The sequence below is a fragment of the Pseudomonas sp. B5(2017) genome, from assembly GCF_002112825.1.
GTDB lineage: Bacteria > Pseudomonadota > Gammaproteobacteria > Pseudomonadales > Pseudomonadaceae > Aquipseudomonas > Aquipseudomonas putida_Z.
The window spans coordinates 241,665-253,587 of record NZ_NEIR01000009.1 but is presented as its reverse complement, the minus strand read 5'-3'; the positions used below and the strand labels follow the sequence as shown (position 1 = coordinate 253,587).

Genomic DNA, 11,923 nt, shown 5'->3' with positions numbered 1-11,923 from the left:
TCATCGCTCTGGGCCACGAACGGTGCAGTGGTCGCAGTGGTGGCGTCCTTGGCGAAGCTCAGGGTCTGGCCGTTGCTTAGGGTGACGGTGAAGGCCTGGCCTGCCGGGTGGCTCAGGGTGCCGGTGATGGTCGTGGTGTTGCCTTCCTGCACTGTATTGCCGGTGAGGATCAGCGTCACTTCATCGCCGCCATTCGGCGTGCCCGGGGTGCCAGGGTTGCCTGGCGTGCCCGGTTCGTCGGTGATCTGCAGGGTGACTGGGTCGCCTTTGACCAGGTTTTCAAAGACCTGTTTGCCGGTGCCTTGCTCGGTGATCCCGCTGATGGCGATGCTCGGAGCACTGCTGCCGACATAGACGTCATCCGCCAGGTTAGCGGTTTGCGACGCGCTGACCTGGCCCGCAGGGATGTTGATCACCTCGCCGTTGCTCAGCGCGATGGACAGACCTCCGTGCTGACTCAGGTCGGCACCGGCAGGACCGGTCAGTGTGATGGTGTAAGTCACCGCCTGGCCTTCCACCGCCGGGTTCGGCGAGATGCTCAGCTCGGCCTTCACGGTGTCGACGGTATCGCTCACGGTGACGGTCGTGGTCGCGCTGGTGTTCAGGTTTTCGAAGTTGTGGTTGCCCGCATTTGTCACGCTGACGGTCTGGGTTTCGCCGTCACGGAAAACGTCATCGCTCTGGGCCACGAACGGTGCAGTGGTCGCAGTGGTGGCGTCCTTGGCGAAGCTCAGGGTCTGGCCGTTGCTTAGGGTGACGGTGAAGGCCTGGCCTGCCGGGTGGCTCAGGGTGCCGGTGATGGTCGTGGTGTTGCCTTCCTGCACTGTATTGCCGGTGAGGATCAGCGTCACTTCATCGCCGCCATTCGGCGTGCCCGGGGTGCCAGGGTTGCCTGGCGTGCCCGGTTCGTCGGTGATCTGCAGGGTGACTGGGTCGCCTTTGACCAGGTTTTCAAAGACCTGTTTGCCGGTGCCTTGCTCGGTGATCCCGCTGATGGCGATGCTTGGAGCACTGCCGCCGACATAGACGTTGTCCGCCAGGACGCCCGACTGCGAGCCACTGATCTGCCCAGCTGCGATATGCACCACTTTGCCGTTGCTCAGCTCGATATCCAGGCCGCCATGCTGGGTCAGGTCGGCACCGGCCGGGCCACTCAGGGTGATGGTGTAGGTCACCGCCTGGCCTTCCACGGCCGGGTTCGGCGAGATGCTCAACTCGGCCTTCACGGTGTCGACGGTATCGCTCACGGTGATCGTCGTGGTGGCGCTGGTGTTCAAGTTCTCGAAGTTATGGCTGCCGGCATCGATCACGCTGACGGTCTGGGTTTCGCCATCCTTGAACACATCATCGCTCTGTGCCACGAACGGCGCGGTGGTCGCGGTGGTCGCGTCCTTGGCGAAGGTCAGGGTCTGGCCGTTGCTCAGGGTGACGGTGAACGCTTGGCCCGCTGGGTGGCTCAGGGTACCGGTAATAGTGGTCTGCCCCCCTTCCTGCACAGCATTGCCCGTCAGGGTCAGCGTCACTTCATCGCCGCCATTCGGTGTGCCCGGGGTGCCAGGGTTGCCTGGGGTGCCCGGTTCGTCGGTGATCTGCAGGGTCACCGGATCGCCTTTGACCAGGTTTTCAAAGACCTGCTTGCCGGTGCCTTGCTCGGTGATTCCGTTGATGGCGATGCTTGGAGCGCTGCTGCCGACATAGACGTTGTCCGCCAGGACGCTCGACTGCGAGCCACTGATCTGGCCCGCTGGGATGTTGATTACCTCGCCGTTGCTCAGCGCGATGGACAGACCACCGTGCTGACTCAGATCGGCACCGGCAGGACCGATCAGGGTGATGGTGTAGGTCACCACCTGGCCTTCCACTACCGGGTTCGGCGAAATGCTCAGCTCGGCCTTCACGGTGTCGACGGTATCGCTCACGGTGACGGTTGTGGTGGCACTGGTGTTCAGGTTCTCGAAGTTATGGCTACCGGCATCGATCACGCTGACAGTCTGGGTTTCACCGTCACGGTACACGTCATCGCTCTGCGCCACGAACGGTGCAGTGGTCGCGGTGGTGGCGCCCTCGGCGAAGGTCAGGGTCTGGCCGTTGCTCAGGGTGACGGTGAACGCTTGGCCTGCCGGGTGGCTCAGGGTGCCGGTGATGGTCGTGGTGTGGCCTTCCTGCACGGCATTGCCGGTGAGGGTCAGCGTCACTTCATCGCCACCATTCGGCGTGCCTGGAGTGCCAGGGTTGCCTGGAGTACCCGGTTCGTCGGTGATCTGCAGGGTCACCGGATCACCTTTGACCAGGTTCTCAAAGACCTGTTTGCCGGTGCCTTGCTCGGTGATCCCAGAGATGGCGATGCTCGGAGCACTGCTGCCGACATAGACGTTGTCCGCCAGGTTAGCGGTTTGCGACGCACTGACCTGGCCCGCTGGGATGTTGATCACCTCGCCGTTGCTCAGCGCGATGGACAGACCTCCGTGCTGACTCAGGTCGGCACCGGCAGGACCGGTCAGGGTGATGGTGTAAGTCACCGCCTGGCCTTCCACGGCCGGGTTCGGCGAAATGCTCAGCTCGGCCCTCACGGTATCGACGGTGTCGGTCACAGTGAGGGTAGAGGTTGCACCGGTATTGAGGCTGCCAAAGCCATGGTCGCCCGCATTGGTGACGGTGATGTTCTGGATTTCACCGTCCTGGAACACATCATCGCTCTGGGCAGCGAACTCACCGGTCGTTGCAACCGTTTCACCTGCTTTGAACGACAAAGTCTGGCCATTGCTCAGGGTCACCGTGAAATCCCTGCCCGCCGGCTGGCTCAGGCTACCGGTGATGCTGGTCATCCCCCCTTCCTGCACATTGTTGCTGCTCAGGGTCAGCGTGGCCGCAAGCGGCTGAGGCTCGGGTGGTAATTCAGGTACTAGCACCGCTGCCTGCTGTGCCGGTGTTGCATTGCCCACGAACTCTCGCGCTTGCTCAACAGCAACGCCAAGTGGCCCGGTGGGGAAACCAATGGTGGGGGCGACCGACCCGCCCACTGCTTCAAGCATCACAAACGAATGGCCGCCCCCGATGCCACCAGGGTTCGCACCTGCCCCGGTTGGGCCTGCCGCGGTCGCTTCGAGTGCGGTTGTCGGGTCAGCACCGGCGGCGATGGCTTGTTGCAGTTCGTCAACGGATGGTGCGGCCTGCGCAGTGGCGGCGCTCAGGTCGGCCACGCTATCTGGGGCATCGGCGCTCCACTGGGTGTCGCGCCCCAGGTCGAGGATGCGCCCATCGGCCAGCTCCAGGCTCACCGCACCACCAGGGCCGGTCTGGATCTGTTCACCCGCGAACACTCGATCCCCTTCCACAAGCACACGCTGGGTGCCCTCTGGGGAAATAGCGATTACCTGGCCAACAATACTTTTGACTATGGCGATGCTCAAGGCGGCTCTCCCGGGTAACGTGTGCGATTGGCTTCCATGTTCGGCCATGCTTCGAGTGTTGTCGGCTGGCTACAAGGATGGTTTATTTTTATAAGTGTTTATTTTTTGACGCCAACTATCAGGCTTCTTGATTCAACCTTTATATAACACCGCTATTGATATCAGTTACCCAATAATAAACAACAAAACAAATAATGGCCTAATGACATTTCGATATTAAAGAAGATATTTTTTGCTTCTTCCTGCAAGCTACAGCCACCCTACTCTCAATCTGGAACATTGGTACCAGCGGCTATAGAGAAAGATTAATGCGAGCGTCGCTCGTTTACTCTATTCCGTTTGTCCTCGCTCCGACCGGGGCGGCCCGAAGCCTGCCCAAAGTGTCAGGTTTTGAAACAGCTTCATGCCTGTTCAGGTAAGCCGACAGACCTGCAACTTTTTACATCGGGTACTTGTTCCCCAGCATCTTGCGAGCGCGCTGCATCCAGAGGAGATATTTAACATTCGCGGTCCGACAAGATATTGGCTTGCTCCGAGCACAAAATATTGTCGCGCGTAGAACTGCTCGCCGTCGTTTACGAAACCCCTAACGATCCAGCGGGAACTGGCGCGCGTAGTTAACGTAAATGGGTCAACGACTGGTCACCCGAATAGATTATCAACCGTCTACAGATCGATTTTCCGGACGATAAGTCTATGCGGCTCTGTGAGGGAGCAATTTGTCAGGCTCTCTACATTCAGGCACGAGAGGCCCTCAAACGTGAACAAGCGGCAAGTTCATAGGCCTGAACCATTCTGCAACTGGAACGCTGATCGAGCGCTCAACCCGATTCACAGTGCTCGTCCATCTGTCTCGCGAGGGAGGCCAAGGGCTTGCTCCCGGGTGAAGGGGCAAGGCCCAAAAAACAAAAAAGCCCTGAATAATCAGGGCTTTAATGAGGAATGATGGCGGAAGCGTAGAGATTCGAACTCTAGGATAGTTGCCCATCGACGGTTTTCAAGACCGTAGAATGAATACCCAGTCCATGCTGCTTGCGCGGCGGAATCGATTCCAAAACAAAGACGAAACGGCACGGCTACAGGCCGCATTCCGCAAGGGTCGCCGTTTCAGTTTTGGAATCGATTTCGGGCGTGACCGAACGCCACTAGACAGGGCACTGAGGTCGCTATAGCGTTACCGCTCATTCAGGAGATATCAAATGGCCATTGATGCAGTCAAAAAGGGTTTTATCGAGGGGCTGAAATTCATGAACAGCCCGACCTCCTACCTGGTCGATGCGTTCGAAGAGTCCGTGAAGGAGCGACCGGAACCGGCAGGAATCGACGAACTCAGGGTGGAGACTGAGCGACGCGAGCTTGAAATGCGGATGTCAGAAGCCGAAGCCAGGGTTGCCCAAGAGCTGGCTATCGCAAGGCGCATCGAGACGGCTTACGAGGTGGAGATGACTGAGTACTTCGAATACGCCGGTAAAGGCCATGTTGGCGTGAGCGCAGAAGGTGAGGCCTTCAGCATTGGCGCCGGCGGCTCGGGGCGGCGCGTCAGCAAAAGAAAGTTCGTTTTCAAAGGTCACCCAGACTTTGCTCAAATTGAGGGTGCCCTTGAGCGCATCCAAGCGCCGGCCCCAGCAGTCGATAACGCTTGAACTCATGGACCTGAATTAGCTTCCGGTACTGCAGCAGTAGCGGAAAAAATCGACCTCAGGCCGCGACGTGTGCGGCCTGTGAATCGAACCTGTCTAATACGGTTCGGCTAGTTCCGGCGACTTTCACCCAGTAAAACCGCGATGTTTTTGAGCGGTTTTAGACAGTCGTAACCACCCTCCTCCGGCGTTCTGCCGACACACCCCAACCCCTATCGGATTCATCAAGAGCCCACAGTCTGGCCGACTCGACGATCTCTACGATGTCGACCAGGTCGTCGTCATCGACTTCCCGCCGCCTGCGTGCGGCATAGGCCATCTCATCGAGCACTGCCGCGCGCCCATCAGGATCAGTCACCGGGGCAGCCTGGTCGTTAAGCTCGGCCAGACAGACTCATGTAGCCAGGACATCATTTCTATCTGCTCCGTCCGCTTTCGACCCATAGCTGCCCTTGGCGCAGGGCAGCTAACGGCCAGAAGCGGACTCTTGGAGCGCCCCCCGATTGGGGATTAGCCGTGCTTTACCAGGTTAAGTGCCGGTAATGGCCCTCCAGGGAACTGCGCCAGGCGCCCTTCGCTTAGACCGCCCAAGTCGATACCGGCGAAGCCCAGTCGCTCGATTAACTGCGCCACTTCGGCTTTGGCCGCGGCATCCTCACCTGAGTAGAACAGCACCCGTCGGCCACCCTCGACCGTAGGCTCGCCACTTAGCAGCGCTGGTTGCAGGTGGTTGAACGCCTTGACCAAACGCGCCCCTGGCAGCATCCGTGCCACCACTTCGCTCGAGCTCTCGCCTCCCAGATCGAAGGGGCGGAAAGTCGGCGCCTCGATGGGGTTGTTGGTATCGACCACGATGCGTCCATTCCAGGGAGACAGGTTTTCTAGCGTGGCGGGAATTTTCGACCAGTTCACCGCGAGAAAGACGATGTCAGCCTGGGCGGCTTGCTCCCGGCTTACCGGTATGACTTTCGGCCCCAATTCGTCAGCCAAGCCCTGCAAGCTGTCCGGCCCACGGCTATTGGCGATGGAGACTTCGATCCCCGCCCTGCTCAGGGCGCGTGCGACGGCGCTGCCTATGGCGCCGGCGCCGATGATTCCAATCTTCATGTCATCTCTCCTCAGGCGGTGAAGCCGCCATCTACCATCAGCTCGGCACCACTGACGAAGGCCGCATCGGGGCTGGCCAACCAGGCCACGGCAGCAGCGATATCGCGACCCTCGCCGTAGCGGCCGACGGCAATGTTGGGGCGGACGAAATCGGCCACAGGGCCATCCGCCGGGTTCATGTCACTGTCGGTCGGGCCAGGATGCACGGTATTGACCGTGATGCCGCGCGGGCCGAGATCGCGCACCAGCCCGCGACTGAAACCGGCCAAGGCGCCCTTGGTCAGGGTGTAGGCGGAGGCGGTGGCAAAGGCGGCGTACTGCACCATGGAGCTGCCGATATGAATGATGCGCCCGCCACGCCCCATGTGCTTGAGCGCCTCCTGGGTGGCGACGAACACGCCGGTCACATTCACCGCGAGAATGCGCTGGAAATCCTCGAAGGCGATCTCCTCCGGGGCGCCGAGTACGCTGATGCCGGCATTGTTGACCAGAATGTCCAGCCGACCGAAAGTGCCGACGACCTTCTGTACCGCATTGCGCACCGCCTGCGGGTCGCCCGCATCGGCGGCAATAGCCATTGCCCTGCCACCGGCGGCAACTATCTCGCTGACCAGTGCCTCGGCCTTGACCGGCGAGGCGTTGTAGGTGATGGCGACACTGGCTCCGTCGGCAGCCAGGCGTTTGGCGATGGCGGCACCGATGCTGCGCGATCCGCCGGTCACCAAGGCGACCTGGCCGTTCAGGGGAAGAGTGATGTTGTTCATGATGCAGACCTCGTGTGGATGGTTGGTGTGCTCATGAAACGCTTTTCGCTTTCCACGCAGTAGCAGGTAATGATTAGAATTACCTTCAATCAATGATTGAAGGTGTGGTTATGGAGACCTTGGCTAATTTGGAGTCCTTCGTGCGTAGCGCCGAGTGCGGTAGCTTCTCCGCAGCCGCACGTCGCCTGGGTCTGACGCCGGCGGGCATCAGCCGCAACGTGGCTCAGCTGGAAAGCAACCTCGGCGTGCGCCTGTTTCAGCGCAGCACCCGACGCCTGACTCTGACTGAAGCTGGCGAACGCTTTCTCGGCAATGTGGGCGGCGGGCTTGAAAGTATCCAGGCGGCGATTGCCGATCTCACCAGTAGCGCCGGTGCCCCAGCCGGGATGCTGCGCCTGTCGGCGGCACCTGCCTTTGGGCGCGACTATCTGCTCCCCCTGATGCCTGAGTTCCTGGCTCGCTACCCGGCAGTCACTCCTGAATGGCATTTCGACAACCGCCAGGTAGAGCTGATCACCGATGGCTTTGATGCAGCAATTGGCGGCGGCATCGAATTGACGCCCGGCGTGGTGGCGCGCGAACTGGCGCCAGCGCATCTGGTAATGGTTGCTTCGCCGGCCTACTTAGCCGGAAGGCCAGCACCACATCAGCCAGGGCAGCTCGCCGAAATCGACCACTTGGGCATGAGATCGGCTCAGAGCGGCAAGGTACGCAGCTGGATGCTGCAGAACCCCAAGGGCGAGCGAGCACCGCTGGAGTTACGACCAAGGATGCTAGTAAACGACCCTCTAGCACTGTGTCAGAGCGCCTTGCTCGGGCTGGGCGTAGCCCTGCTTGCCGTACCGGATGTGCTGGCGCATCTGCAAAGCGGTGCACTGCAGCGTGTCTTGCCGGACTGGTATGTCGATGCCGGCCCCATCTCGCTCTACTTTGCCAGCCAGAAGCTGTTACCGGCCAAGACAAGGGCGTTCATCGATCACCTGATTGAGCAGTCCCGTGATCAGAAGTGGGGAAGACGGTTCGATGCGAGGCTTTTGGCGAGTAACTAATGTCTGCTTTTGGCCGATAGCTGCCTGTTGCGAAGGGCAGCAATGGGTCGAAAGCGGTCTGTCGAGAACGGCCGCTTTCGACGCGAAGCTGCCGTAGGCCCCGATAGGAAACTTTGTAGGAACAGCTTTACCCGCGAACACCCGCACAGGCGGTGCCATCTAACGCGGCGCCTGCTTCGCGGCGGTTCGACGCCTCGATGAACCTGCTCCCTCAGAGTACGTGGTGCACCCGCGAAGTCAGTTAATTTCAGCACCTGCCAGGGTTCAAAAGCAGCCTGCCAACGTGCCTCAAAAGGGATCGAGCCGTGCGTTGATGCCAGCCTCCTTGGCCAGCGCAATTAGGTTTTCAACGCCATCATGTTCAATTATGCAACCCACGTAATCGGCGCCGCCTGTATCCACATGCAGAAAGCGCTTTCCGAACCCGATCAGCCATCGATCGAAATCGATTAGAACCTGCATCAGTGATTGTGTCCCTTCATGCTTGCAGGCATAGACCTGGTCAATACCGCTGGCTTCAACCAGCTTCGGTGCCAGGTACTCGAAATCATCGAAGCCACGCACATCCACGGCCATGAGAATCAGATGACTGAGTGACTGGCCTTTCTCTGCGTCCAAAAGACCGCTGACGAGCGCGGTGGCTGGATCCTCTCCCTGGTTGTAATAGCGCAATACCCTTCTGACGAGACGCATGCGTTCTTTTTCAGGTAGGCGCGCCAACAAAACTTGGGTAAATACTTTCAACTGTGCACGCAGCGGATAAAGCTCTCGCATTATCGCGGCGTCGCTCATCCGTGGTTCATCGGGTGGAGGTTGTGTGAAGCGACCGCCGAACAATCGATCGAACAAGCCCATCGCCGTTTATCACCCTTGGTCACTGAAGTCTATTGCGAAGCTTACCCCAGAGGTTGAATGACGGCGAATAGGGGCTCGGTGATATCACCGCTGCCACAGGATTGCTGCTGCATTCAAAGGCAGCTCTGGGTCGATAGCAGCCATGCACGACCGGCAACTAACGCCCCCTGACCGCCGGGCGCATCGAGCGGCTCAAGCAGCCTCTTCATCCTCAATCAGCGCCCACAGCCTAGCCGCCTCGGCAAACTCCAGCATGTCGGCCAACTGGCCCGCATCAACGTCCCCGCGTCGGTGCGCAGAAATAGCGAGCTCGGCAAGCACCCCCGCTCGGCCATCCGGATCGGCTATCAGAGCGGGCTGATCATTGAGTTCGGCCAGCCAGGCCGCTGGCAGGCTCAACATTTGACCGTCCACAGTTGATCAATCCGCGTCGTGTAGGATTGGCTCATCATCTCTCTCCTCATCCCCCAGTCCGGAGTTGCCGGGACACTGGCGGCTCGCATTGTCCCCCTCCCCCAGCGCTCGTTGATGCTATCCATCACCTGCATCAGCCGGTCACATGCCACCGACTGCTTGAGAGCGAACAAGTCCTCTGAAAACTCACCTGGTTGCCGCAGGTCCATCAGCAGCACCTCAGCCTTGCTGTAGCGGAACCCGGGCCTAAAGATCCGCGCGACCGCATCCGTGGCCAGTCGAGTCATCAGCAACGTGTCGCAAGTTGGGTATGGCAGTTCCACCAAAGCGCCCTGGGCGTGGTGCGCCTCGTCCGGGTTGAACATGCCGGTGCGGATGCTCACGCGCATTCGCTTGCACACGGAGCCTTGAACCCGGAGCTTTTCTGCAGCCCGTCCAACGTAAGTGGCCACGGCCTGCTTGATCGGCGCCAGCTCAGTCAGCCGCTTTCCGAACATCCGACTGCAGCAGATCTCGTGCTTCGGCGGTTCGGCCTCGTCCAGTTCAAGGCATGGCGTGCCAGCGAGCTCCCGGGCCGTCTTTTCAACCACAACGCTGAACTTCTGGCGGAGTGTCCAGGCGTCAGCTTTGGCCAGGTCCATGGCTGTGTGGATACCCATTGCCTCAAGGTGAGCGGTCATACGTCGACCAATGCCCCACACTTCCTTCACCTGGGTATTGCGCAACACCCAATCGCGCTTGAACGGATCGGTGATGTCGACCACGCCCCCCGTCTGTGCCTGCAGGCGCTTGGCCGTATGGTTGGCCAGTTTCGCGAGCGTCTTCGTGCCAGCAATGCCGACGCCTACCGGAATTCCCGTGCACTGGAAGATCCTCGAGCGCAGCTTTCGCCCGAACTGGGTCAGGTTTTCCTGAATGCCGGAGAGGTCAGCGAAACACTCGTCGATGCTGTAGACCTCTGTTGCCGGCACCATGGCCTCGATCAGCGTCATGACCCGCTCGCTCATGTCGCCGTACAACGCATAATTGCTGCTGAAGGCCATGATGCCGTGTCGGCGCAGCTTGTCCTTCGCCTGGAAAAACGGCTCGCCCATCTTCACAAAAGGCTTGGCGTCGTATGACCTGGCGATCACGCAGCCGTCGTTGTTGCTCAACACGACGATCGGAGTCTTGGCTAGGTCCGGGCGAAACACGCGCTCGCAGCTCGCGTAGAACGAGTTGCAGTCGATCAGCGCAAACACCTGGTCACTGCGCATGGTCACGAACGCTGTAACGCACAACGCCCCATATCACGAGCTCGTCGCCTTCCATGATGTAGCGCGGCGGATATGCAGGGTTCTCGGACTTCAGGATGACCACGCCATCGCGCCGGTGCAGGCGCTTGCAAACTGGCTCGCTGTTCACCGCGGCAATCACTACATCGCCGTGCTCAGCCTCGCGACCGCGATCGACAATGACGATATCCCCGGAATAGATGCCTGCCCCTTGCATGCTGTCGCCTTCCACTTTCACCAGATACACATGGGGCGCGCGGAGGTCGAATAACTCATCAAGGGAAATATGGCCTTCCAGATGGTCCGCAGCAGGCGAAGGGAACCCGGCCGGCACGCGAAACGAATACAGCGGGAGCGGTTCGGTACCGCCGGTTGGCGTACCCAAGAAAGTAATGGTCATGGTGGAAGGTCCGAAGAAAACTGTATGCATATACAGTAAATCCGGCATCGGCTGCTCGGTCAATCCTGGGCGATGAAAATTCTGACGGGCGAGAGGGGGAAATATGTGCGGACGGTACTCGATCTATGAGTCGATGGATCACTACCTGCGTCAGCTATCGCTGGATCTGGTCGTAATCAATGGTTACGACCATGAACCGATCAGTCGCTTCAATGTGGCACCTTCGACCCGCGTCGAGGTCATCCGCAGAGTAGACGAGGGGCTGAGCGTGGATAGGGTCAAGTGGGGATGGTCGCCTTTCTGGGCGAAAGGGAAACGCCCGGACCCGATCAATGCTCGGGCCGAGACGGTGGTAATGGGAAAGTTCTTCAAGGCTCTGTGGCCGAACGGGAGAGCTTTGGCGCCGGCAAATGGCTGGTTTGAATGGGTTCCAGATCCTACAGACCCGAAGCGAAAGCAGCCCTACTACATCACGAGCGCCGATGGCGGACCGCTATTTTTTGCCGCGCTTGCAGAAGTACATCAGGGGCTGGAGCCAGATGAGCGGGATGGATTTGTCGTCATCACGGCCGCTGCTGATCAAGGCCTGGTCGACATCCACGACAGAAAGCCCCTAGTGCTCTCGCCTGAAACCGCAAGGGAATGGCTGGATCCAGCCACAACAGGCGAACGTTTGGAAGCCATTGTCGAGGTTGGATGCCGGCCAGCACAGGACTTCCAATGGTTTCCAGTTGGCAAGGCGGTGGGGAATGTTAGGAACCAGGGCCATGAGCTGATTGAGCCGGTCAGTGAACAAAACCGCCAGGGCGACCTAGAGCTCTGAGCTGGTAGTCGGTTACCGCCTGGAACTGCGACTCGGCAATTAGCCGCAGACGCTCCACCTCTTCCGCCGGCTCATCCGAAGCCTGCGCCTCATGGTAACGCTTCCATGCCTCTATGGCGTCGGTGTACATGGGATGATCAGGGAAAAGGATCGGCGGCTTACACTTCATCGGGGTTCCATACTGAGG

At 59.7% G+C, this 11,923-nt stretch carries 11 protein-coding genes and 1 pseudogene; 4 read left to right on the top strand and 8 right to left on the bottom strand.

Features of this window, described 5'->3' with window-relative positions; genetic code table 11:
• A partial coding sequence (locus CAG00_RS16020; RefSeq protein WP_176240895.1) for a retention module-containing protein occupies nucleotides 1-3,410 on the bottom strand: 3,410 nt, incomplete at its 3' end.
• Nucleotides 3,411-4,031: 621 nt separating this feature from the next.
• Here CAG00_RS16020 and CAG00_RS16015 point away from each other — a divergent pair.
• Nucleotides 4,032-4,291: pseudogene (locus CAG00_RS16015) on the top strand (IS30 family transposase); the annotation flags it as partial.
• Nucleotides 4,292-4,609: 318 nt separating this feature from the next.
• On the top strand, nucleotides 4,610-5,053 hold the full coding sequence (locus CAG00_RS16010; protein ID WP_085664740.1) for a hypothetical protein: 444 nt from the start codon (nucleotides 4,610-4,612) through the stop codon (nucleotides 5,051-5,053).
• 507 nt (nucleotides 5,054-5,560) lie between these two features.
• On the opposite strand, the gene CAG00_RS16000 is transcribed toward CAG00_RS16010, so the two are convergent.
• Nucleotides 5,561-6,157, bottom strand: a complete 597-nt coding sequence (locus CAG00_RS16000) for an NADPH-dependent F420 reductase (protein WP_085615040.1) — start codon at nucleotides 6,155-6,157, stop codon at nucleotides 5,561-5,563.
• 11 nt (nucleotides 6,158-6,168) lie between these two features.
• On the bottom strand, nucleotides 6,169-6,921 hold the full coding sequence (locus tag CAG00_RS15995; protein ID WP_064303022.1) for a 3-oxoacyl-ACP reductase family protein: 753 nt from the start codon (nucleotides 6,919-6,921) through the stop codon (nucleotides 6,169-6,171).
• Nucleotides 6,922-7,031: 110 nt separating this feature from the next.
• Between CAG00_RS15995 and CAG00_RS15990 the strand changes: the two genes are divergently transcribed.
• On the top strand, nucleotides 7,032-7,970 hold the full coding sequence (locus tag CAG00_RS15990) for a LysR family transcriptional regulator (protein WP_064303021.1): 939 nt from the start codon (nucleotides 7,032-7,034) through the stop codon (nucleotides 7,968-7,970).
• Between the two features lie 288 nt (nucleotides 7,971-8,258).
• Here CAG00_RS15990 and CAG00_RS15985 read toward each other — a convergent pair whose 3' ends face one another.
• From CAG00_RS15985 to CAG00_RS15970, 4 genes are all read right to left on the bottom strand, one after another.
• Nucleotides 8,259-8,762 carry a hypothetical protein gene (locus CAG00_RS15985; protein WP_371915767.1) on the bottom strand — a complete coding sequence of 168 codons (504 nt, stop codon included), beginning with the start codon at nucleotides 8,760-8,762 and terminating at the stop codon, nucleotides 8,259-8,261.
• Between the two features lie 255 nt (nucleotides 8,763-9,017).
• Entirely contained in the window at nucleotides 9,018-9,227 is a 210-nt protein-coding gene (locus CAG00_RS15980; RefSeq protein ID WP_085664737.1) for a hypothetical protein, read from the bottom strand.
• Nucleotides 9,221-10,495, bottom strand: coding sequence for a Y-family DNA polymerase (locus tag CAG00_RS15975; RefSeq protein WP_085664736.1), 1,275 nt, complete (start codon nucleotides 10,493-10,495; stop codon nucleotides 9,221-9,223). Before CAG00_RS15975 ends, CAG00_RS15980 begins: the two co-directional genes overlap by 7 nt.
• Nucleotides 10,485-10,913 (bottom strand): LexA family transcriptional regulator, encoded by a 429-nt coding sequence (locus CAG00_RS15970; RefSeq protein ID WP_061305543.1) that lies wholly within the window; start codon nucleotides 10,911-10,913, stop codon nucleotides 10,485-10,487. The genes CAG00_RS15975 and CAG00_RS15970 overlap by 11 nt, the downstream gene beginning before the upstream one ends.
• Nucleotides 10,914-11,016: 103 nt before the next feature.
• Here CAG00_RS15970 and CAG00_RS15965 point away from each other — a divergent pair, with 103 nt between their 5' ends.
• A complete protein-coding gene (locus tag CAG00_RS15965; protein WP_085664735.1) occupies nucleotides 11,017-11,736 on the top strand; it encodes an SOS response-associated peptidase family protein in 720 nt (239 codons plus the stop codon).
• Here CAG00_RS15965 and CAG00_RS29080 read toward each other — a convergent pair.
• Complete coding sequence (locus tag CAG00_RS29080) at nucleotides 11,699-11,905, bottom strand: hypothetical protein (protein WP_085664734.1); 207 nt, start codon at nucleotides 11,903-11,905, stop codon at nucleotides 11,699-11,701. The genes CAG00_RS15965 and CAG00_RS29080 overlap by 38 nt on opposite strands.
• Between the last annotated feature and the right edge of the window lie 18 nt (nucleotides 11,906-11,923).